General features: G+C 62.1%; 19 protein-coding genes. 3 read left to right on the plus strand and 16 right to left on the minus strand.

Translation table 11 applies throughout. From position 1 onward, the window contains the following. Positions 1-11 precede the first annotated feature (11 nt). The 4 genes from iscU to trmJ form a co-directional block, all read right to left on the minus strand. On the minus strand, positions 12-398 hold the full coding sequence (gene iscU, locus WFM45_RS14520; protein WP_004941408.1) for a Fe-S cluster assembly scaffold IscU: 387 nt from the start codon (positions 396-398) through the stop codon (positions 12-14). A 24-nt stretch (positions 399-422) separates the two neighbouring features. After that, positions 423-1,637 (minus strand): cysteine desulfurase, encoded by a 1,215-nt coding sequence (iscS, locus tag WFM45_RS14525; protein ID WP_016929764.1) that lies wholly within the window; start codon positions 1,635-1,637, stop codon positions 423-425. Between the two features lie 54 nt (positions 1,638-1,691). Beyond that, entirely contained in the window at positions 1,692-2,186 is a 495-nt protein-coding gene (iscR, locus tag WFM45_RS14530; protein ID WP_004941404.1) for a Fe-S cluster assembly transcriptional regulator IscR, read from the minus strand. Positions 2,187-2,379: 193 nt separating this feature from the next. Further along, complete coding sequence (gene trmJ, locus WFM45_RS14535; protein ID WP_015378781.1) at positions 2,380-3,114, minus strand: tRNA (cytosine(32)/uridine(32)-2'-O)-methyltransferase TrmJ; 735 nt, start codon at positions 3,112-3,114, stop codon at positions 2,380-2,382. Positions 3,115-3,233: 119 nt separating this feature from the next. Between trmJ and suhB the strand changes: the two genes are divergently transcribed. After that, complete coding sequence (gene suhB, locus WFM45_RS14540; protein WP_004941400.1) at positions 3,234-4,037, plus strand: inositol-1-monophosphatase; 804 nt, start codon at positions 3,234-3,236, stop codon at positions 4,035-4,037. A 56-nt stretch (positions 4,038-4,093) separates the two neighbouring features. On the opposite strand, the gene WFM45_RS14545 is transcribed toward suhB, so the two are convergent. Then, a complete protein-coding gene (locus tag WFM45_RS14545) occupies positions 4,094-5,116 on the minus strand; it encodes a nickel/cobalt transporter (protein WP_336956179.1) in 1,023 nt (340 codons plus the stop codon). Continuing rightward, the gene (locus tag WFM45_RS14550) at positions 5,107-5,742 is read right to left on the minus strand and encodes a DUF1007 family protein (protein ID WP_048325183.1); all 636 of its coding nucleotides are present in this window, start codon (positions 5,740-5,742) and stop codon (positions 5,107-5,109) included. The genes WFM45_RS14545 and WFM45_RS14550 overlap by 10 nt, the downstream gene beginning before the upstream one ends. Before the next feature lie 182 nt (positions 5,743-5,924). Here WFM45_RS14550 and csiE point away from each other — a divergent pair, with 182 nt between their 5' ends. Beyond that, positions 5,925-7,190: a stationary phase inducible protein CsiE gene (csiE, locus tag WFM45_RS14555; RefSeq protein WP_336956182.1), complete on the plus strand. Its 1,266-nt coding sequence runs from the start codon at positions 5,925-5,927 to the stop codon at positions 7,188-7,190. On the opposite strand, the gene WFM45_RS14560 is transcribed toward csiE, so the two are convergent. Then, on the minus strand, positions 7,191-8,336 hold the full coding sequence (locus tag WFM45_RS14560; RefSeq protein ID WP_076741093.1) for a 3-phenylpropionate MFS transporter: 1,146 nt from the start codon (positions 8,334-8,336) through the stop codon (positions 7,191-7,193). Positions 8,337-8,492: 156 nt separating this feature from the next. Next, entirely contained in the window at positions 8,493-9,746 is a 1,254-nt protein-coding gene (gene glyA, locus WFM45_RS14565; RefSeq protein WP_004941389.1) for a serine hydroxymethyltransferase, read from the minus strand. 357 nt (positions 9,747-10,103) lie between these two features. Here glyA and hmpA point away from each other — a divergent pair, with 357 nt between their 5' ends. Further along, entirely contained in the window at positions 10,104-11,294 is a 1,191-nt protein-coding gene (gene hmpA / locus WFM45_RS14570; RefSeq protein WP_033632321.1) for an NO-inducible flavohemoprotein, read from the plus strand. Positions 11,295-11,331: 37 nt separating this feature from the next. Here the strand turns inward: hmpA and WFM45_RS14575 are convergent, their stop codons facing one another. From WFM45_RS14575 to WFM45_RS14610, 8 genes are all read right to left on the minus strand, one after another. After that, a complete protein-coding gene (locus tag WFM45_RS14575; protein WP_336956188.1) occupies positions 11,332-12,516 on the minus strand; it encodes a c-type cytochrome in 1,185 nt (394 codons plus the stop codon). Further along, a complete protein-coding gene (locus WFM45_RS14580) occupies positions 12,513-14,423 on the minus strand; it encodes an NAD(P)-binding protein (RefSeq protein WP_082997536.1) in 1,911 nt (636 codons plus the stop codon). Before WFM45_RS14580 ends, WFM45_RS14575 begins: the two co-directional genes overlap by 4 nt. A gap of 85 nt (positions 14,424-14,508) precedes the next feature. After that, positions 14,509-15,933 carry an aminobutyraldehyde dehydrogenase gene (gene patD / locus WFM45_RS14585; RefSeq protein ID WP_049186757.1) on the minus strand — a complete coding sequence of 475 codons (1,425 nt, stop codon included), beginning with the start codon at positions 15,931-15,933 and terminating at the stop codon, positions 14,509-14,511. 35 nt (positions 15,934-15,968) lie between these two features. Continuing rightward, positions 15,969-16,775, minus strand: coding sequence for an ABC transporter permease (locus WFM45_RS14590; RefSeq protein WP_004941378.1), 807 nt, complete (start codon positions 16,773-16,775; stop codon positions 15,969-15,971). Continuing rightward, positions 16,765-17,709: an ABC transporter permease gene (locus WFM45_RS14595; RefSeq protein ID WP_033632317.1), complete on the minus strand. Its 945-nt coding sequence runs from the start codon at positions 17,707-17,709 to the stop codon at positions 16,765-16,767. Before WFM45_RS14595 ends, WFM45_RS14590 begins: the two co-directional genes overlap by 11 nt. A gap of 1 nt (position 17,710) precedes the next feature. Then, positions 17,711-18,739: an ABC transporter ATP-binding protein gene (locus WFM45_RS14600; protein ID WP_033632316.1), complete on the minus strand. Its 1,029-nt coding sequence runs from the start codon at positions 18,737-18,739 to the stop codon at positions 17,711-17,713. A 53-nt stretch (positions 18,740-18,792) separates the two neighbouring features. Beyond that, entirely contained in the window at positions 18,793-19,947 is a 1,155-nt protein-coding gene (gene ydcS / locus WFM45_RS14605) for a putative ABC transporter substrate-binding protein YdcS (protein WP_019452335.1), read from the minus strand. 73 nt (positions 19,948-20,020) lie between these two features. Then, entirely contained in the window at positions 20,021-21,484 is a 1,464-nt protein-coding gene (locus WFM45_RS14610) for a gamma-aminobutyraldehyde dehydrogenase (RefSeq protein WP_033632315.1), read from the minus strand. Positions 21,485-21,504: the final 20 nt, after the last annotated feature.

Consider the following 21,504-nt stretch of genomic DNA (forward strand, 5'->3'; position numbering starts at 1 on the left):
ACTCAGACAAATTACTTGGCGCTATGCTTGCTCTTATAGTCGGCAATCGCTGCTTTGATGGCGTCTTCAGCCAGGATCGAGCAGTGAATTTTGACCGGCGGCAATTCCAGCTCTTCGGCGATCTGGGTATTTTTGATCGCTTCAGCCTGATCGAGCGACTTGCCTTTCATCCATTCGGTCACCAGCGAGCTGGAGGCGATGGCGGAACCGCAGCCGTAAGTTTTAAAGCGCGCGTCTTCGATGATGCCTTCATCGTTAACCTTGATTTGCAGCTTCATGACGTCGCCGCAAGCCGGCGCCCCTACCATGCCGCTGCCGACGGTAGGATCTTCGTTGTCGAAAGAACCCACGTTGCGCGGGTTTTCATAATGATCGATTACTTTTTCGCTGTAAGCCATGACCTTGCTCCTGAAACCTGAGAATTAATGATGCGCCCATTCGATGCTGTTGATGTCCACGCCCTGCTTGAACATTTCCCACAGCGGGGACAGATCGCGCAGACGGCCGATGGATTTACGCACCAGTTGAATGGTGTAGTCGATCTCTTCTTCCGTGGTGAAACGCCCCAGGGAGAAACGGATCGAGCTGTGCGCCAATTCATCGCTCATGCCCAGCGCGCGCAGCACGTAGGACGGCTCGAGGCTGGCGGAGGTACAGGCTGAACCGGAAGAAACGGCCAGGTCTTTCAGCGCCATGATCAGCGACTCGCCTTCAACGTAGTTGAAGCTGACGTTCAGGATGTTCGGTGCGCCGTGCTCCAGATCGCCGTTCAGATACACTTCTTCCATATCTTTCACGCCGTTCCACAGACGGTCACGCAGAGTGCGCAGACGCGCCATCTCTTCGGTCATCTCTTCTTTGGCGATGCGATAAGCTTCGCCCATGCCGACGATCTGGTGGACAGGCAGGGTGCCGGAACGCATGCCGCGCTCGTGACCGCCGCCGTGCACCTGCGCTTCGATGCGGATGCGCGGCTTGCGGCGCACGTACAGCGCGCCGATGCCTTTCGGGCCATAGATTTTGTGGCCGGAGAACGACATCAGGTCGACTTTCAGCTTGCTCAGATCGATAGGCAGTTTGCCCACGCTCTGGGTGGCGTCAACGTGGTAGATGATACCGCGCGCACGGCACATTTCGCCGATCGCTTCGATGTCCTGCACCACGCCGATTTCGTTGTTGACGTGCATGATGGAGACCAGAATGGTGTCATCGCGCAGCGCCGCTTCGAGATCCTGCAGGCTGATGATGCCGTTGCTCTGCGGCGCCAGGTAGGTCACTTCAAACCCTTCGCGCTCCAGCTGACGGCAGGTGTCGAGCACGGCTTTGTGTTCGGTTTTGCTGGTGATGATGTGCTTGCCTTTTTTCTGGTAGAAATTGGCAGCGCCTTTGATCGCCAGGTTGTCGGATTCGGTCGCCCCGGAGGTGAAGACGATTTCGCGCGGGTCAGCGCCCACCAGTTCGGCGATTTGGTTACGGGCGATGTCTACCGCCTCTTCCGCCTGCCAACCGAAACGGTGGGAACGGGAAGCCGGGTTGCCGAAAGTGCCGTCCAGGGTCAAAAACTGCATCATCTTCTCAGCAACGCGCGGGTCAACCGGCGTCGTTGCTGAGTAATCCAGATAAATCGGTAATTTCATTGCTCTTGTGCTCCGTACATCACTTCCAAAAACTAAAATAATTTCGCCAGCTGCTTATGCGCGCAGATTAACGTTGATAGTTTCTTGCGGACGGCCGTTGGCCGTGCGGCGCGTATCGTTGTTTTGACGATCCGCCACCACCAGCACTTCCTGGTTGTTGACCAGTTCTGCCAGCGTAATGTTGTTCAGGAACCCGCTGATGCGCTCGCTCAGATCGCGCCACAGGGCGTGGGTCAAGCAGCGATCGCCGCCCTGACAGCCTTCTTTGCCCTGGCAACGGGTTGCATCTACCGATTCATCGACAGCAGTGATGACAGCGCCAACGGCGATCTCACCCGCGTCTTTACCCAGCAGATAACCACCGCCCGGACCGCGCACGCTGGCCACCAGGCCATTCTTGCGCAGACGGGAGAATAATTGTTCCAGATAAGAGAGCGAAATACCCTGGCGTTCGGAAATGTCCGCCAGTGGCACCGGCCCTTCCTGAGAATGCAGCGCTACGTCGAGCATAGCGGTTACGGCATAACGGCCTTTGGATGTCAGTCTCATAGCTCAATGGTTACCTGTTGGTCAAATATGGCCGAAAGTCTGACATTCCCGAGTAAAACAGTCAACTATTTAACCCAGTAATTAACTCAAGTATTAGCACGTTTTGAACTTAGCAAGAACAAAGGTATATAAAATACATGTTATAACCTTTGGATAACTAATACTATTGTCGCCCACCGTGATGCCACATCAATTAATTACCTTGATGTTTATCCTGTTTCTCGATCGACGTCAGCATGCCGCGCAGGATATTCAGCTCCTGCCCTTCCGGGCGCGCGCGGGTGAACAGCCGACGCAGACGGTTCATCACCTGGCCCGGATGCGACGGGCGAATGAAACCGGTGCGCTGCAGCGTCTGCTCCAGATGCTGATAGAAACGCTCGAGGTCGTCCACCAGCGGATACGGCGTCTCTTCCAACTGTGGCGCGCCCGCCTGTTGGCGATCGAGGTAAGCCACGCGCACTTCGTACGCCAGGATCTGCACCGCCATCGCCAGGTTCAGCGAGCTGTAGTCCGGGTTGGCCGGAATGGCGACGTGGTAGTGGCACTTTTGCAATTCATCGTTGGTCAGCCCGACGCGTTCGCGGCCGAACACCAGCGCCACCGGCGCGTGCTCGCCTTCATGCACCGCGCGCACGCCGCATTCGCGCGGCTCCAGCATCGGCCACGGCAAGGTGCGAGAACGTGCGCTGGTGCCCACCACCAGGCTGCAGCCGGCGATGGCGTCATCGAGGGTATCGACGATGGTGGCGTTGCCGATCACGTCGCTGGCGCCGGCGGCCAGGGCGATGGCCTGAGAATCGGGTTTGATCAGCGGATTAACCAGATAAAGGTTGGTTAAACCCATGGTTTTCATGGCTCTGGCGGTCGAGCCCATGTTGCCGGTATGTGAAGTCTCTACCAGAACAATGCGGATATTGTGCAGCATACAAACTCTGAGCGTGGCGGAAAATCGCAGCATCTTAACACAGCCGTAGGCAATTTGCCGAACAGCTGCTATACTTCGCGCCGTTTCCTGTTCTTTAACATCCTAGTTGGAAGATACCCATGCATCCGATGCTGACTATCGCCGTGCGCGCTGCGCGCAAGGCCGGTAACCTGATTGCCAAAAACTACGAAACCCCGGACGCTGTAGAAGCGAGCCAGAAAGGGACCAATGACTTCGTCACCAACGTCGATCGCGATGCAGAGCATCTGATCATCGACGTCATCCGCAAGTCTTATCCGCAACACAGTATCGTGAGCGAAGAACGCGGTGAGCTGATCGGCGAAGATCGCGATGTGCAATGGGTGATCGATCCACTGGATGGCACTGCAAACTTCATCAAACGTTTCCCTCATTTCTCCGTTTCCATCGCCGTACGCATCAAAGGCCGTACCGAAGTGGCCGTGGTTTACGATCCAATGCGCAACGAACTGTTCACCGCCACGCGCGGCCAGGGCGCACAGCTCAACGGTTACCGTCTGCGCGGCACCAACGCCAAAGATCTGGATGGCACCATCCTGGCGACCGGCTTCCCGTTCAAAGTCAAACAGCACGCCACGCCTTACATCAACATCGTCGGCAAACTGTTCACCCAGTGCGCGGACTTCCGCCGCACCGGTTCCGCTGCGCTGGATCTGGCCTATGTCGCCGCCGGCCGCGTGGACGGTTTCTTCGAAATCGGCCTGAAGCCGTGGGACTTCGCCGCAGGCGAACTGCTGGTGCGTGAAGCCGGCGGCCTGGTCACCGACTTCGTCGGCGGCCACAACCACTTCAGCTCCGGCAACGTGGTCGCAGGCAACCCGCGCGTGGTGAAAGCCATGCTGGCCACCATGCGTGAAGAACTGAGCGAAGCGCTGAAGCGTTAATCGCCAGAAGCGAATCGCAAAAAAGCGCTGCCGATGCAGCGCTTTTTTTATGCCCGTTAGCGGGAGAAGGGGCGGATACCGCCGCCGAATTCCGGCTGCGCGCTGACGTACAATAGCAGCCCGGCGGCCAGCAGGATCAGGCCACCGGCCAGCGCCAGCGAACCCCAGGCCACCGCGCTCCAGGCGGCGGGCGCGCGCGAACGGCTGAGGCGCACCGCCAGCCGGCGGCTGTAATGCACCAGCAGCGCCAGCATGGAGATGGTCAACGAGGTGCCGAATGCCATCGCCAGCGCGGAGAGTACTCCCCAGCCAAACACGCCGATCACCTTGGAAAACAGCAACACCAAAATCGCCCCCGAACAGGGACGCATGCCCATCGCTAGCACGATGGCGGCCTGAGTGCGCCAATCGCTTCCCGCCTGCAGCTCGCTGTCGCTCGGCAGATGCCGGTGGCCGCAGCCGCAATTGGCGCTGTGGACATGATCCGCCGCCAGCGGCGTCAGGCTGTTGATGCGCAGCGCCGGCGCCGGGCGCATCGCTTTGATCGCCGCAAACAGACGTTTCAGCGCGCGCCAGCTCAGCAGCACGCCAAGCAGCATCACCAGAATAAAACTGCCCTTCTCCAGCCAAAAGCTGCTTTGGTGCAGCTGGCGCGAAGAGAGCTGCAACACCACCAGCATCAACGTCACCAGCGCGATCGCCACCAGCCCCTGCACCAGCGAAGCGGCGAAGGTCAGCTTCAGGCTGCTTTTCAGCCGCGCCGGGTGGGTGGCCAGATAGGTGGCGATCACCACTTTACCGTGGCCGGGCCCAAGCGCATGCAAAACGCCATAACCGAGGCTGAACAGCATCAGCGCCAGCCCGGCCTGCTGCGGCGCGGCCTTCACCTGCTGCAACAGCCCCGCCATCTGTTGATGCAGCGCTTTTTGCCATACCACGCTCTGCATCAGCAGCTGCGGCCAGTAGTGCCACGCCAGCAACGCGGCGGCCGCCAGCGCCAGCGTAAACGGCAGCAGCGGCCACAGGCCGAAGGCCCAGTGGCGCCGGCTCGTCGTCGGTTGCGAGAGATTCAGCGACATTGCAGCGTCACCCGCTGGGCGAACTGCTGCCCCAGCGCCAGGTCTTCGCCGGGCGAGTCGTTCTTGTCGAGCGACAGCGCATAGGCCTGCAGCGACGCATTCGGCTTCGGCGTCATCAGCTTGTAGCTGCATTGCTGCGCCATCTCCGGCGGCAAATGCAGCGCATTTTGGTCTTTATAGGTCATATCCACGAAATAAGTCGGATCGTAAGTAGAAAGCTCGAACGGCTTGCCCGCCAGCGGCTGCGGCTCGGCCAACGGCAGCACGAACTCCAGCACCGCCTGGTTGCCCTGGCGCGACAGGTGATATTCGCTGGGCAAGTTCAGGTATTTCACCGGCTTGCCGTCGCGGTAAAGATCGGTGAAATAGTGCTGCCCCAGCACGTTGGCCATCACTTCCGCCGCCAGCTTTTTCCACACTTCCGAATCGCTCTTGGCGTTTTTCGCATCGTAGAGCAGATCCGCCGAGGTGATTTCATCCATCACCCACACCATTTTCAGGCCGACCAGCCGCTGGTCCTTGGCGACGAAGGTGGTGTTCATGTCGATAAAGCTGTGCGGATGAGCGGCCGCTCCAGCGCTGAACACGGCGCCGAGGGCAGCCAAAAGACGACGTAACTTCATCATTATCCTGTCTTACCTGCATTTGTTATAACGTAACACAAATAACTGCCGAACGGCCCGCCTCTCCCGGCGATATTTGTGACGAAAGTTGTAAGCCGAAGTAAAAGCCGCACTGTCATCCTGACGTTACAAAGCCTTTTGCTATGCTTAGGCATAATCGCAACCTTTAATGCCGGAAGGTGATAATGAGCCTGGACACCTCTCCCGTGCCCGAGCTCTCCGGACAACAACGGCGCTGTCATCTGCTGCTGATGCTGTACACGCCGGAGCCCGAGTTACAGCTGGAGACCTTAAGCCGAATCAATGGCGTCGCCCCCCCGATAACCCGGCAAGATATAGCCGAGGTGGCCAGTGAAATCCAGCGTTTCCACCATCTGGAGATCGCCGTCGATCCCGACCATGGCTACCAACTGCGGGGCAGCGCGCTCGACCAACGCCTGTGCCTGATCCATTGGCTGCGGCGGGCCCTGCGCTGCAGCCCGCAGTTCGTCGAAAGCGACTTCGCCCCGCGCCTGCGGCTGGCGCTGGCGGCCGATGCCGGGTCGGCGTCGCAGCTGGCTCAAGTGATAGATGCCTGCGAGCCGCTGCTCAACCGCCACTTCGACGCGCGCGACCGCCAATTCCTGCAGCATTATCTGCTCTACTGCGCCTGGCAAAATCGCCTGCAGCAGCATCCGCGTTTCGACGCCGTTCAGCGCGACTGGCTGCGGCAAAAGCCGGAACAGCAAGCCGCCGCCTGGCTGCATCAGGCCTGCAACCGGCTGTTTAACCAGCCGCCGCAGGCGGACGAGCGCGATTTTTTGGCGCTGACCTTCACCCTGTTGAAAAATCACAGCTACCACAGCAATGACTCGGCGCAAGAGCAGCGGTTGATGGCGGCGATCGGCAGCATGGTCGAGCGTTTCCAGCAACTTTCCGGTATGGCCTTCAGCAGCAAGGCCGAGCTGGTCAGCCAGCTGTTCGCTCACCTGGCGCCGGCGCTGGAGCGCTGCCGTTTCGCCATCGGCATCGACAATATGCTGCTGGAAGACGTGGTGCGCAAATACCCGCGGCTGATGCGCACCACGCAGGAAGCGCTGAAACCGCTGGAGCAGGAGTACGGCGTGCATTTTTCCAACGAGGAGGCGGGCCTGGTGGCCATCAGCTTCGGCGCCTGGCTGATGCAGGACAACGCGCTGCAGGAAAAACAGGTGCTGCTGCTGACGCTGGACAATCCGCAGCTGGAAGAGGAAGTGGAATATCAGATCCGCGAGCTCACGCTGCTGCCGCTGAACATCAAGTATCTGCCGCTGAGCGACTATCTGCGCGGCGGCGCGCCGCAGGGCGTCACGCTGGTGATCACCCCTTATGCGGCGGTGCACAACGATCCGCACCCGCCGCTGATCTACACCGAGCTGCCGCTGGAAACCCGGCAGCGCCAGGCCATCCGCGCGCTGCTGGAAGCGCCTTAATCAACGGCTGACGCTGACCGCCGGCGGCCGGATGAACAAGGCCGGCACCGCGACCGCCGCCATCACCCAGAACACCCCGCCCTGCCAATGTTCGAACAGGAACCCGGCAATCACCGTCATGACGGCGATACCGCCGCCCATCGCCAACGCCGAATACACCGCCTGCAGCCGGATCACCTCTTGCCCCTGACGCGCGGCGATAAAGCGCATCGCCGCCAGATGGCAGACGGTGAAGGTGCCGCAGTGCAGGATCTGGATCAGCAGCAGCCAACCCAGCTCGGTGCTGTAGGCCATCAGGCTCCAGCGCAACACGCCGCAGCAGGCGGAGAGCAGCAGCAGGTTGCGCGCATTCCAGCGGCGGAACAGCACGTTGCTGCTGGCGAAAATAATCACCTCCGCCACCACGCCCAGCGACCACAGATAACCGATGGTCGAGGCCGAATAGCCCGCCTCCTGCCAGTAAATGGAGCCGAAGCTGTAGTAACCGGCGTGCGCCCCCTGCAGCAGCGTGACGCACAGCAGGAAGCGCCACACCGGCCCCTCTTTCAACAGCGCCCACAGCGAACGCTCGGCTCCGCCGTGCGTGCGCGCTTCGCCCTGCGGCATCACGCTCGGCTTCAGCAACATGCCCAGCAGCATCGCCAGCACGCTGAAGATCAGGCTGTAGAGAATGGCGTTATGGCCCCACACCGCCACCAGCTGCCCGGTCAGCGCCGAGCCGATGACGAACGCCAGCGAGCCCCACAGCCGCACCCGGCCGTAGTCCATGCGGATTTGCTTTTGCCAGGTGGCGGCCAGCGCGTCGGTCAATGGCACCAGCGGCGAGAAGAACAGGTTGAAGCCCGCTATCACCAGCATCAGCCAGCCCCAGCCGTTGCCGAAACAGAAGCCAACCGCGAAAGCCAGGGTCAGCAGCGCCAGCAGGCGCAGGGCGGCGACCAGATGAGAGGGATCTTTAACGCGCGGAGCAATCAGTAAACTGCCGAGGAAGCGGGCCACCAAACCGGCGCCTAGCAACATGCCGATGGTTTCGGGCGCGATGCCCTCGCCTTTCAGCCACACGCCCCAGAACGGTAAGAAGATGCCGTAGGAAAAGAAGTAGGTGAAATAACTGAGCGCGAGCCAACGCGTGGATTGCAGAACCATGATCCCTCCGGTGTGAGGGCAATACTTTGACAGAGCTCACACCGGCCCGCAATCTTCATTCCACTTCAATGCGTTAGAGTGCCAGACAGCTCACAGTTTGCCGCAAGCGGCCATAAAAAAACCCGCCGCAGCGGGTTTTGTCAGGCGAAAGCGGGATTAGGCGTAAACCGGCAGGCGGGCGCAGATATCCAGCACTTTCTTCTTGGTGCGTTCGATGGTGGCTTCATCGTTGATGTTGTCCAGCACATCACAGATCCAACCGGCCAGTTCGCGCACGTCGGCCTCTTTGAAGCCGCGACGGGTCACGGCCGGGGTGCCGATACGCACGCCGGAGGTGACGAACGGGCTCTTCGGATCGTTCGGCACGCTGTTTTTGTTGACGGTGATGTTGGCGCGGCCCAGGGCGGCGTCAGCTTCTTTACCGGTCAGGTTCTTGTCGACCAGATCCAGCAGGAACAGGTGGTTATGGGTGCCGCCGGAGACCACTTTATAGCCGCGCTGCAGGAACACTTCCACCATCGCCTTGGCGTTGACCGCCACTTGCTGCTGGTAAACCTTGAACTCAGGCTCCATCGCTTCTTTCAGCGCCACCGCCTTGCCGGCGATCACGTGCATCAGCGGGCCGCCCTGGCCGCCAGGGAACACGGCGGAGTTCAGCTTCTTGTACAGCTCTTCGTCGCCGCCCTTCGCCAGGATCAGGCCGCCGCGCGGGCCCGCCAGGGTTTTATGGGTGGTGGTGGTGACGATGTGCGCGTGCGGCACCGGGTTCGGGTACACGCCGGCGGCGATCAGACCGGCCACGTGCGCCATGTCGACGAACAGGTAAGCGCCGATGCTGTCGGCGATTTCGCGCATTTTGGCCCAGTCAACCACGCCGGAGTAGGCGGAGAAGCCGCCGATGATCATTTTCGGCTTGTGGGTTTGCGCCTGTTTGGCCAGATCGTCATAGTCGATTTGACCTTTGTCGTCGATGCCGTAAGGCACCACGTTATACAGTTTGCCGGACAGGTTAACCGGGGAACCGTGGGTCAGGTGGCCGCCGTGCGCCAGGTTCATGCCCAGAATGGTGTCGCCCGGCTGCAGCAGCGCGGTGTACACGGCGAAGTTAGCCTGGGAGCCGGAGTGCGGCTGCACGTTGGCGTAATCGGCGCCGAACAATTCTTTGGCGCGGTCGATAGCCAGCTGCTCAACGATATCCACGTATTCGCAGCCGCCGTAGTAACGCTTGCCCGGATAGCCTTCAGCGTATTTGTTGGTCAGCTGGGAACCCTGAGCCTGCATTACGCGCGGGCTGGTGTAGTTCTCAGACGCGATCAGCTCGATGTGCTCTTCCTGACGCACCACTTCCTGCTCCATGGCACGCCACAGTTCCGCATCGTAATCGGCAATGTTCATTTCACGCTTTAACATCCGGCATCTCCTGACTTAAATCAGCTAACTAAAAAATCACCAAATAACTACCCGTTTGGGGTCTGGGCCACAGTGTAAACCGTTTCGCCCTACCGAAGATAGGTCTTGACAGAGGTTTTTACGCAAACGATTGGCATAAGGCGGCGCAAGGCTTTGATCCTCTAGACGCCGCCGTTTATCAACGGACATTTCCTCATGCGAACAATGCGCTTTTTTCATGTTCTGTGAGCGCGATCGACGCCCGAAGAACACCGCAACGAAAACAAGGGTATTTACAAGCGGCGTGGAACCCAATAAGATGCATTTAAAATACATCATTAAAATTCTCGTCAAGATCCCAACCCAAGGAGCGCTCCCATGCTGGATAGCCAAACCATCGCCACCGTGAAATCCACCATCCCCCTGCTGGCAGCAACCGGGCCGAAGCTGACCGCCCACTTTTACGATCGCATGTTCGCCCACAACCCGGAATTGAAAGACATTTTCAATATGAGCAATCAGCGCAACGGCGATCAGCGTCAGGCGCTGTTCGACGCCATCTGCGCCTATGCCGCCAACATCGAGAACCTGGCGGCGCTGCTGCCGGCGGTGGAGCGCATCGCGCAGAAGCACACCAGCTTCAATATCCAGCCGGAGCAGTACAACATCGTCGGCGGCCACCTGCTGGCGACGCTGGACGAAATGTTCAGCCCGGGTCAGGAAGTGTTGGACGCCTGGGGCAAAGCCTACGGCGTGCTGGCCAACGTGTTTATTCAGCGTGAAGAGCAGATTTATCAGCAGAGCGAAACCGACAACGGCGGCTGGCGCGATCTGCGCGCATTCCGCATTCTGAAGAAGCAGCCGCAGAGCGACGTGATCTGCAGCTTCGTGCTGGCGCCGGTGGACGGCGGCCGGGTGGCGGACTTCAAACCGGGGCAATACCTGGCGGTCTACATCAAGCACGACAGCCTGGAGCATCAGGAAATTCGCCAGTACTCGCTGACCGCCTCGCCGAACGGCGAGTTTTACCGCATCGCGGTGAAGCGTGAAGATCAGGGTAAAGTGTCCAACTACCTGCACCAGCAGGCGCAGGAAGGCGACGTGATCGACATCGCCCCGCCGCACGGCGACTTCTTCCTCGACGTGACGCCGACCACGCCGGTGGCGCTGATCTCCGCCGGCGTCGGCCAAACCCCAATGCTCGGTATGCTCAACAGCCTGCACGACAGCCAACATCAGGCGCAGGTCCACTGGCTGCACGCGGCGGAAAACGGCAGCGTGCACGCCTTTGCCGAGGAAGTGGCGGATATTGCCGGGCGCATGCCGAATCTGAGCCGCCATGTGTGGTACCGCGAGCCGGGCGCCGATGACGTGGAAGGCCGCGACTACCACAGCCGCGGATTGATGGATTTGAGCGCGCTGCAAGGCAGCCTGGCCGATCCGCAAATGCACTATTACTTCTGCGGCCCGGTGGCCTTCATGCAGTTCGTGGGCAAACAGCTGCTGGAGATGGGCGTAGAGGCCGAACGCATCCACTACGAATGCTTCGGCCCGCATAAAGTGCTGTAATGCGTGCGGAGCGCGGCCGTCAGACCGCGCTCCCCCTTCATTTCTCCTGCAGTTGGCGCGCGTCCTGCACCTGCTGCACCGTCACCGGCGCCGCCTGGTTGCCCCAGCTTCCCCGCAGATAGCTCATCAGATCGGCCGCTTGACGATCGTTCAACGCCCAGCCATAAGCCGGCATGTCGAACGCCATCGCCTGTTGCGTGATCGGCGTATGCGCCCCTTCCAGCACCACCCGCAGCGCGGTCAGCGGATTATCCGCCGTTACCGTGGCATTGCCTGCCAGCGCCGGAATGGCGAAGTCGGTGCCCTCCCCCTTATTGCCGTGGCAGGTCGAGCAGTACATCGCATAGGTCGCCTTGCCGCCCGAATTATCCGCCTGCGCAGCAGATGAGGCAGATTTGGCGGCGGTGTCCGGCGCCAGGCTGCGCAGGTACACCGCGATGGCGTTCAGATCGCCGTCGCTGAGGTACTGCGTGCTGTGGGTCACCACCTCGCTCATTGGCCCGGCGACCGCCGCATGGCGGCTGCGGCCGGTTTTCAGCAGCGCCGTCACCTCTTCCGGCGGCAGGCCGCGCAGATTGGAGGCGTACCAGCCGTCCAGCTCGGCGCCGCTCAGGAACACCGGTTCCTTACCGTCCAGCCCCTTCTCCTGCATCGCCCAGCCGCGTGGCGTATGGCAGCTGCCGCAGTGGCCCGCGCCCTGCACCAGGTAGGCGCCGCGGTTCCACTCGGCGCTTTGCTGCGGATCGGCCTGATACGGCTGGTCGTCGTGGAACAGCTGATTCCACACCGCCAGCGGCCAGCGCATCGACAGCGGCCAACTGATATCGCTGTCGCGGTTGGCGACGTTCTGCGCCGGTACCTCGTTCATCAAATAGTCATACAGCGCGCGCATGTCTTCCGCGCTCATTTTGGCGTACGAGGTGTACGGCATCGCCGGATAAAGCCGGTGACCGTCTTTGGCGATCCCCTGACGCATGGCGCGATCGAACTCTTCGAACGAGTAAGCGCCGATGCCGTGCAGCTTGTCCGGCGTGATGTTGGTGGCGTAGATAGCCCCGAGCGGCGTCGGGAACTTCATGCCGCCCGCCAATTCGGCGCCGCCCGGCGCGGTATGGCAGGCGGTGCAGTCACCGGCTTTGGCGACGTATTCCCCGGCCGACATCGCCTGGGCCGAGCCGCCGGCGGCCAGCAGGCTCAACAGGTACAGCGAACGCAGACTCATGCTCCCTCCTTGGCGGCAACCTTGCCGTAGGCCAGTTCGTTAACCGCGCGCCACGCCTGATCGATCGCCGAGTTGGCGTACGGGCTCCAGTCGGCATCGGAGTTGGCGATGGCGATCTTGCCGATCGGCTGCCGCGCCGTTTCGATGATGTTCCTGGCTTCGTCTTCGTCGTCAAACAGCCCGTTGAGGAAGTAGGAGTAACCGTGCGACCAGCGGTTGACGGTGATCGCCTGAATGTCGCGCTGATGATCGAAACCGGCCTCGCCCAGCATGCCCTGCAGCTGTTCACGGATCATCTGTTCGTGCACTTCGAACGGCGTGCCCAGCAGCAGCGCGCGCCCTTTGCGCGACTGTTCGCGCGTGCTGAGGCCGCTGCCCGGCAGCGTCGGCACATACACCATATGCAGGCCGATCGGCCGATCCGGATCGCGCGGGTGCTGATAGCCGCCCATGCTCACCGGATAGTCCAGCTTCACGCGGCTGTACGGCGCGGCCGGCGAATAGACCTCGTGCACGCCCAGCTTGATGAACGGCTGCCAGTTGCGGATCACCACCTTGCTGTACACCAGAGGCGCCTTGACGTTCTGCTTCAGCGCCTCCTGCTGCTCGTGCGCCATCTCCGGCACCAGATACGGGATCATCATGTTGTAGCCGGCCATCACCACCTGCCCGGCGCGCACTTTGGTCATCTTCTCGCCGGTCATGTAGGTGACCTCCACCTTGTCGCCGACGTTGGCCGCGTGCAGTCCGGTGCTGTTCAAACGCAGCTTCACCGGCGATTCCGGCCGATCGAGCTGGCTGTAGTCGAATTTAGCCAGCACCACGTCGTTCATGTCCTTGCCGGCCGGCGCCACCGCCGGGATCAGCTGGCGCACCATCAGACGCGCCAGCGTGGCGTTGCCGTCCGGGAAGTGGAACACGTAAGGATCGTCGAGATCCGCCTGCGACTCTTCGTCCAGCGGCGGCAGATTCATGCCGTTCAGGCCCGGCAGATCGCAAATGCGCGCATCGCTGCACGAGGTGCCATCGATGCCCACCGCCTGGAAATCGTTGGTGGTCTGCTGGAAATAACGTATCGCCAGCTCGCTCAGGCCCACCTTCTCCCGCAGGAACTGGGTATAGCTGTGGGTATCGAGCCACTCGACCTTCTGCTCCAGCGTCATCTCCGGCAGATAATCCTTCTCCACCGTGTGCAGCGCGATCAGCGCCTGGCGATCGCTTTCCGGCAGCGGGAAATCGCCGATGAACGCGTCATAAGAGCGGCCGTTGAGGCGATCGCGCGGGATGTCGTCCGCCACCGTGCGGCCCGGATCGCCGCTCACCACCTTGTCGACGCCGAAGTTCTTGCGATCGAAGTAAACGCCGCGGCTCAAATTCAAATCCGGGTAGAAGGTGGTGTCGAAAGCCTGTTCCAGTTGGTCGATATCGACGCCGAGCTTGCGCAGCAGCCCCATCGCCACCGGGCTGAAGTTGGAGCGCGGCGACTGCAGCGATTCGCTGCCGCCGTAGCCGAGCAGCATGCCGTCGTCGCTGTTGAACTCGTTGCGCTTGGCGTGGCCGCCGAAGTCGTCGTGGTTGTCGATCAAAAGAATGCGCTGCTGCTCGCCCTTCAGCTGCTGCCAGAAACAGGCGGCCGCCAGCCCGCTGATGCCGGCGCCCACCACCACCAGATCGAACTCTTCAACGGCGGGCACGCTGCCGAAATCAAAGGTTTTGCCGTCGCGCCCCAGCTGATGCGCATGCTCGAACGAGCCCGGATGGTTACCCCGCAGCCCGGTCAGCGCCGGCGGGTAGTACAGGGTTTGATTGGCGGTTTGTGGTGACGCGCGCAGGATTTGCAGCGGCGTCAACCCGGCGGCGATGGTGATCGCCACCCCGTTGAGAAAATCGCGTCTGGTGATACCCATATAGGCTTCCTTTCAATTTTTATTATCATCGACCGGCCGGGGCCGGCCCAAAGGCCGCGCTATTGTGCGGATAATTATTGTAAAATCAATGTTTGAACATCACATGACGAATGGCCGTGTAATCCTCCAGCCCGTACATCGACATATCCTTGCCGTAGCCGGACAGTTTCTGGCCGCCGTGCGGCATCTCGCTCACCAGCATGAAGTGGGTGTTCACCCAGGTGCAGCCGTATTGCAGGCGGGCGCTCAAGCGATGCGCGCGGCCCACGTCGCGGGTCCACACGGACGAGGCCAACCCGTAGTTGGATTCGTTCGCCCAGGCCAGCACCTGCTCTTCATCGTCAAACGGCGTCACCGTCACCACCGGGCCGAACACTTCGCGCTGCACGATCTCATCGTCCTGGCGCGCGCCGGCCAGCAGCGTCGGCTGGAAATAGTAGCCCGGCCCCTTCACCTTCTCGCCGCCGGTCACTACCTGCACGTGCGGCAACGCTTTGGCTCGCTCGACGAAACCGGCCACCCGCTCCAGATGCTGGGCGGTAATCAACGGACCCAGCTCAGTGCTCTCGTCGTCCGGCGCGCCGATCTTCAGGCTGGCCACCGCCTCGCCCAGCCGCTTGACCAGCTCGGGATAAATGCTTTTCTGCGCGTAGATGCGGCAGGCGGCGGTGCAATCCTGGCCGGCGTTGTAAAAACCAAAGCCGCGAATGCCGTCCACCACCTGCTGCAGATCGGCGTCGTCGAACACCAGCACCGGTGCCTTGCCGCCCAGCTCCATATGGGTGCGCTTAATGCCGGCGGCAGTGTGGGCGATGATGTGCTCGCCGGTGGCGATCGACCCGGTCAGCGACACCATGCGCACCTTGTCATGCCCGGTCAGCCGATCGCCGACGCTGGCGCCGCGCCCGAACAGCACATTGAGCACGCCCGGCGGGAACAGCCCGGCGGCCAGTTCGGCCAATTTGAAGGTGGTCAGCGGCGTCTGCTCCGAAGGCTTGATCACCACGCAGTTGCCCGCCGCCAAAGCCGGCGCCAGTTTCCAGGCCGCCATCATCAGCGGGTAGTTCCACGGCGCGATCGAGGCCACCACGCCGAGCGGATCGCGGCGGATCATCGAGGTGTGCCCGGCCAGATACTCACCGGCCGCCATGCCGGTCAGGCAGCGGCTGGCGCCGGCGAAGAAGCGAAACACGTCGGCCACCGCCGGCAGCTCGTCGTTCAGCACGCAGTGATAAGGCTTGCCGCAGTTGAGCGACTCCAGCCTGGCGAAGGTCTCGGCATGCTCGTCGATCAGATCCGCCAGCTTGAGCAGATGCTCGGCGCGCTCCTTCGGCGTGGTTTGCCCCCAGGCGGCGAACGCGGCGTCCGCCGCCAGCACCGCGCGATCGACCTGCTCCGGGCTGGCCTCCGCCACCTGCGCGATCACTTCGCCGGTCGCCGGATTATACACCGGCTGGGTCGCGCCCTGGCCATTCACCAGTTGGCCGTCAATCAACAGTTGGCTTTGCATAGGGTTATCCTTTTGTCAGAGGTCGGGTAAGGAAATTATTTGCCGCTGCCGGCGACGCTTTCCCCACCTTTGGTCAGGTAGTAAGCGCCGAGGATCGGCAGCATGGTCAACAGCATCACCGACAGCGCCACCACGTTGGTGATCGGCACGTCGCGCGGGCGACCGAGCTGGTTCAGCAGCCACAGCGGCAGCGTGCGCTCGTGGCCGGCGGTAAAGGTGGTCACGATGATTTCATCGAACGACAGCGCAAACGCCAGCATGCCGCCGGCCAGCAGCGCCGAGCCGAGGTTCGGCAAGATCACGTAACGGAAGGTTTGCCAGCCGTCGGCGCCGAGATCCATCGAAGCCTCGATCAGGCTGTACGAGGTGCGGCGGAATCGGGCGATGACGTTGTTGAATACGATCACCACGCAGAACGTCGCATGGCCGACGACGATGGTCAGGATGCCCGGCTCGATGTTCAGCGCCTTGAACGCCGCCAGCAGCGCCAGGCCGGTGACGATCCCCGGCAGCGCGATCGGCAGCAGCAGCAGCAGCGAAATGCTGTCTTTGCCGAAAAAATCGCGCCGATACAGCGCCGCCGCCGCCAGGGTGCCGAGCACCAGCGCGATGGCGGTCGCCAGGCAGGCGATCTGCGCCGACAGCAGCACCGCATCGAGGATGTCCTGCCGCCCGGCGGCGACGTTGAACCAGTGCAGCGTAAAGCCCTTCGGCGGGAAGCTGAAGGCCGCGTCTTCGGTGTTGAAGGCATAGATGGCGATGATCGCCAACGGGAAATGCAGGAAGACAAGTCCGCCCCAGGCGGCCAGCTTCAGCCCTAAGGGCGCGCGTTCAGAGTGCATCGAAAGCCCCCAGACGTTTGACGATGGAAAGGTAGATGGCGATCAGAACGATCGGCACCAGCGTAAAGGCCGCGGCCATCGGCATATTGCCGATCGCGCCCTGCTGGGCGTAGACCATGCTGCCGATGAAATAGCCCGGCGGCCCCACCAGCTGCGGCACGATGAAATCGCCCAGCGTCAGCGAAAAGGTGAAGATCGATCCGGCGGCGATGCCCGGCACCGCCAGCGGCAAAATGACGTGGCGGAAGGTCTGCGCCGGCCGGGCGCCCAGATCCGCCGAGGCGTGCAGCAGCGAGGGCGGCAGGCGCTCCAGCGCCGCCTGGATCGGCAGGATCATGAACGGCAGCCAGATATAGACGAACACCAGAAAACGCCCCAGCCCCGAGGTCGACAGCGTATTGCCGCCGACGCCGGGCACCGTCAGCAGCGAAGCCAACAGCGGCTCCAGCCCCAGGTGCTGCAGGAACCACTGCGCCACGCCGTCTTTCGCCAGCAGCAAAGTCCAGGCATAGGCTTTAACGATATAGCTGGCCCACATCGGCATCATCACCGCGATGTAGAAGAACGCCTTGACGCGGCCGCTGGTGTAGCGCGCCATGTAATAGGCGATCGGGAACGCCAGTACCGCGCTGGCCAGCGACACCAGCACCGCCATGGTCAGCGTGCGCAGGATGATGTCGTAGTTGGCCGGGTTGAACAGCGCCGCCAGGTTGGCGAAGGTCAGATCCGGCGTCACCGCCATGGTGAAATCGTCGAAGGTGTAGAACCCCTGCCACAGCAGCGTCAGCAGCGAACCGAGGTACACCGCGCCGAACCACAGCAGCGGCGGCACCAGCAGTAACAGCAGATACAGCGTCGGCCGGCGATAAAGCCAGGTCGACAGCGCGCGCACGCTACCACCGCGCGCCGAGGGGGAATCGATGCTCATGTCCATCTCACCTCTCCTCCAGCAGCGGCACCATCGCCGCACGCGGCCAGCAGGCGACGATCGGCTGGCCGATCTGCCGCTGTAGCCCTTCGGCGATCCACTGCGGATTGGCCTGGCTGACCAGCAGCTTTTCGCCGCCGTTCAGAGCGATCTCATAGCGCGTGGCCGCGCCCTGGTAGTGGATTTCCTGCAGCGTGCCCTGCACCTGGATTTCGTCCTGCGCCGCGCCGCCTTGCTCCAGCAGGCGAATATGCTCCGGCCGGATCGAGAAGGTTCGGCTTTCGCCGAGCAGGCGCTGCGCCAGCTCGCTGCGCACCACGTTGGAGGTGCCGACGAACTCGGCGACGAACGGCGTCTTCGGCCGCATGTAAAGCTCGCGCGGCGTATCCACCTGCTCGATGCGGCCGTTATTGAATACCGCCACCCGATCGGACATCGACAGCGCTTCGCTTTGATCGTGGGTGACGAAGATAAAGGTGATGCCCAGCTGGCGCTGCAGCTTCTTCAGCTCGCCCTGCATCTGCTCGCGCAGCTTGAGATCCAGCGCGCCGAGCGGCTCGTCCAGCAGCAGCACCCGCGGCCGATTGACCAGCGCGCGCGCCAACGCCACGCGCTGACGCTGGCCGCCCGACAGGTGCGCCGGTTTGCGTTCGGCAACGAAACCGAGCGCCACGCTCTCCAGCGCCTCTTGCGCCCGCGCCAGTCGCTCGCGTTTGGCGACGCCCTTCACCATCAGGCCGTAGGCGACGTTTTCCAGCACCGACATGTGCGGAAACAGCGCGTAATCCTGAAACACGGTATTCACGTCGCGCTGATACGGCGGCAGGTTGGCGGCTTCCTGGCCGTGAATGCGAATCGAGCCGGAAGTGAGCTGTTCAAAGCCGGCGATCAGGCGCAGGCAGGTGGTTTTGCCCGAGCCGGACGGCCCGAGCATGGAGAAGAATTCCCCGTCCTGAATGTCGATGGATACCCGATCCACGGCGCGAACATCGCCGAAAGTCCGCGAAACATCGATGAATTGCACGGCAATGGTCATTTTCTGTGCTCCATTCTGATGTAATTCGGGCGCAGCGGGCTGCGCCCCGCGGCTTAGCGGCCGCCCATGATGGCGATGTAGTCCTGGGTCCAGCGGCTGTACGGCACGAACTTGCCGCCCTGCGCCTGCGGCGTTTTCCAGAAGGCGATTTTGTCGAACTGGTTGAAACCGTTGGTTTCACAACCCTTCTCACCCAGCAGCGCGCTGGCCTTGCAGCCCGCCGGTGAAGCCGGCACCGACCCGAACCAGGCCGCCACATCGCCCTGCACCTTCGGCTCCAGCGACCAGTTCATCCACTGGTAGGCGCAGCTCGGGTGTTTGGCGTCGGCATGCAGCATGGTGGTGTCCGCCCAGCCGGTCACGCCCTCTTTCGGGAACACGGTGGCGATCGGCTGCCCTTCGCCCTTCAGGGCGTTGGCCTGATACGGCCAGGCGCTGGAGGCCACCACGCCTTCGTTTTTAAAGTCGCTCATCTGCACCGAGGTATCGTGCCAGTAGCGGTGGATCAGCGCGTGCTGGCTGCGCAGCAGCTTCAGCGCCGCCTGATACTGCTCTTCGTTGAGCTGGTAAGGATCGCTGATGCCGAGCTGCGGCTGGGTGGCCTTCAGGAACAGCGCCGCGTCGGCGATGTAGATCGGGCCGTCGTAAGCCTGCACCCGGCCCTGGTTGCTCTTGCCGTCCGGCAGGTTCTGCTGCTGGAAGATCACCGCCCAGCTGTCCGGCGGCGTCGGGAAGGTTTTGGTGTTGTACATCAGCAGGTTCGGCCCCCACTGGTACGGCGTGCCGTAGGTTTTGCCGTCCACGGTGTACCAGGCGCCGTTCAGCAGGCGCGGATCGATGTTCTTCCAGTTAGGGATCAGCGCGGTATTGATCGGCTGCACCCGCTTGCCGAAGATCAGGCGCAGCGAGGCGTCGCCGGAGGCGGTCACCAGATCGTAGCCGCCCTTGGCCATCAGGCTGACCATTTCATCGGAGGTGGCGGCGGTCTTCACGTTCACCGCGCAGCCGGTTTGCTTCTCAAACTGGGTGACCCAGTCGTAGTTTTTGTCGGACTGGCCGCGTTCGATGTAGCCGGGCCAGGCGATGATGTCCAACCGGCCTTCGCCTTTGCCCAGCGACTGCGGCAGATCGGCCGCCTGGGCCAGGCCGCACAGCACGGTGAGGCAGAGCGCGGAGACGGTGGTGGTGACTGCGGTAGTTTTTCCCATCGTAATTACCCCTGTGTTGCTTATCGGTATGCGGCAGGGAACGGCTGCCGCCTGATTTTTCTTGATATAACCGTTAGAAGCCGGCTTTGAACTTCGCCATTACGTGCCTGACAACGCTGTAATCCTGCAGCGAATCGCTGGACAGATCCTTGCCGTAGCCGGAGCGTTTCAGGCCGCCGTGCGGCATTTCGCTCGCCAAGGTGAAATGAGTGTTGATCCAGGTGCTGCCGTACTGCAGATGGGCGGCAATGTGCAGCGCCCGATCGATATTTTGCGTCCACACCGACGAGGCCAGCCCGTATTCCGAGTCGTTGGCCCACGCGACCGCCTGCTCCAGGTGCTCGAAGCGCGTGACGCTGACCACCGGGCCGAACACCTCGCGCTGCACGATCTCGTCGCTTTGCAGGCAACCCGCCAGCAGGGTCGGCTGGTAGTAGAACCCCGGCCCGGAGTGCGCCGCGGCACCGGTGATCAATTCGATATGCGGTTGGCTGAGCGCCCGCTCGACAAAGCTGGCGACGCGATCGCGCTGACGGGCACTTATCAACGGGCCGATCTCGTTGTCCTGATCGCGCTTGCGGGCGAAGCGCAGGCTGGCGACCGCTTCGCCCAGCGCATCCACCAGTTTGGGATAGATGCCGGCCTGCGCGTAGATGCGGCAGGCGGCGGTGCAGTCCTGGCCGGCGTTGTAATAGCCATAGGTGCGAATGCCGTTGACCACCTCGTCGAGATCGGCGTCGTCGCAAACGATCACCGGCGCCTTGCCCCCCAGCTCCAGATGGGTGCGCTTGACGCTTTTGGCCGCCGCCTGGAGGATTTTTTGCCCGGTGACGATATCGCCGGTGACCGACACCAGCCGCACCTGCGGGTGCCCCACCAGCTGGCTGCCGACCCCTTCACCGCCGCCATAGACAATGTTCAGCACGCCCGGCGGCAGGATCTCTTGCAGCGCAGGCACCAACGCCAGAATGGTCAGCGGCGTATGTTCGGAGGGTTTAAACACCACGGTATTGCCCGCCGCCAACGCCGGCGCAATCTTCCACGCCGCCATCATCAGCGGATAGTTCCAGGGGGCGATCGAGGCCACCACGCCAATGGGATCGCGGCGGATCATCGAGGTGTGGCCCGGCACATACTCACCGGCCAGTTGCCCTTGCTGCGTACGCACCGCGCCGGCAAAGAAGCGGAACACGTCGACCGCCGCCGGCAGATCGTCATTGAGCGCCTGATGCAGCGGCTTGCCGCAGTTGAGGGCCTCCAGCTGCGCCAGCTGCGGCGCCTGCCGCTCGATGGCGTCGGCGATGCGCAGCAACAGCGTGGCGCGCTGGGCCGGCGTAGTGCGCGACCAATGGCCGAACGCCTGCTGCGCGGCTTTTACCGCGCTGCCGACCTGCGCCGAAGAGGCTTCAGTCAGGGCGATCAGCGTCTCGCCGTTGGCCGGATTGACGATGCATTCCTGCTGGCCTTCGCCGTCGATAAGCTGACCGTTAATGAACTGCTGACAGGACAAACCTGAGAGAACCTGCACATCCGCCATCGCCTGACGCCCCTAAGTGA

It is taken from the genome of Serratia sp. KG1D, from assembly GCF_037150675.1.
GTDB lineage: Bacteria > Pseudomonadota > Gammaproteobacteria > Enterobacterales > Enterobacteriaceae > Serratia > Serratia nematodiphila.

Coding starts and splice junctions, on each gene's coding strand:
- patD (WP_049186757.1), bottom strand. CDS start 15,933: ATGCAAAGCCAACTGTTGATTGACGGCCAACTGGTGAATGGCCAGGGC.
- WFM45_RS14610 (WP_033632315.1), bottom strand. CDS start 21,484: ATGGCGGATGTGCAGGTTCTCTCAGGTTTGTCCTGTCAGCAGTTCATT.
- trmJ (WP_015378781.1), bottom strand. CDS start 3,114: ATGCTGCACAATATCCGCATTGTTCTGGTAGAGACTTCACATACCGGC.
- WFM45_RS14590 (WP_004941378.1), bottom strand. CDS start 16,775: ATGCACTCTGAACGCGCGCCCTTAGGGCTGAAGCTGGCCGCCTGGGGC.
- iscR (WP_004941404.1), bottom strand. CDS start 2,186: ATGAGACTGACATCCAAAGGCCGTTATGCCGTAACCGCTATGCTCGAC.
- WFM45_RS14595 (WP_033632317.1), bottom strand. CDS start 17,709: ATGGACATGAGCATCGATTCCCCCTCGGCGCGCGGTGGTAGCGTGCGC.
- WFM45_RS14560 (WP_076741093.1), bottom strand. CDS start 8,336: ATGGTTCTGCAATCCACGCGTTGGCTCGCGCTCAGTTATTTCACCTAC.
- ydcS (WP_019452335.1), bottom strand. CDS start 19,947: ATGGGAAAAACTACCGCAGTCACCACCACCGTCTCCGCGCTCTGCCTC.
- iscU (WP_004941408.1), bottom strand. CDS start 398: ATGGCTTACAGCGAAAAAGTAATCGATCATTATGAAAACCCGCGCAAC.
- WFM45_RS14580 (WP_082997536.1), bottom strand. CDS start 14,423: ATGGGTATCACCAGACGCGATTTTCTCAACGGGGTGGCGATCACCATC.
- WFM45_RS14600 (WP_033632316.1), bottom strand. CDS start 18,739: ATGACCATTGCCGTGCAATTCATCGATGTTTCGCGGACTTTCGGCGAT.
- hmpA (WP_033632321.1), top strand. CDS start 10,104: ATGCTGGATAGCCAAACCATCGCCACCGTGAAATCCACCATCCCCCTG.
- WFM45_RS14575 (WP_336956188.1), bottom strand. CDS start 12,516: ATGAGTCTGCGTTCGCTGTACCTGTTGAGCCTGCTGGCCGCCGGCGGC.
- csiE (WP_336956182.1), top strand. CDS start 5,925: ATGAGCCTGGACACCTCTCCCGTGCCCGAGCTCTCCGGACAACAACGG.
- iscS (WP_016929764.1), bottom strand. CDS start 1,637: ATGAAATTACCGATTTATCTGGATTACTCAGCAACGACGCCGGTTGAC.
- suhB (WP_004941400.1), top strand. CDS start 3,234: ATGCATCCGATGCTGACTATCGCCGTGCGCGCTGCGCGCAAGGCCGGT.
- glyA (WP_004941389.1), bottom strand. CDS start 9,746: ATGTTAAAGCGTGAAATGAACATTGCCGATTACGATGCGGAACTGTGG.
- WFM45_RS14550 (WP_048325183.1), bottom strand. CDS start 5,742: ATGATGAAGTTACGTCGTCTTTTGGCTGCCCTCGGCGCCGTGTTCAGC.
- WFM45_RS14545 (WP_336956179.1), bottom strand. CDS start 5,116: ATGTCGCTGAATCTCTCGCAACCGACGACGAGCCGGCGCCACTGGGCC.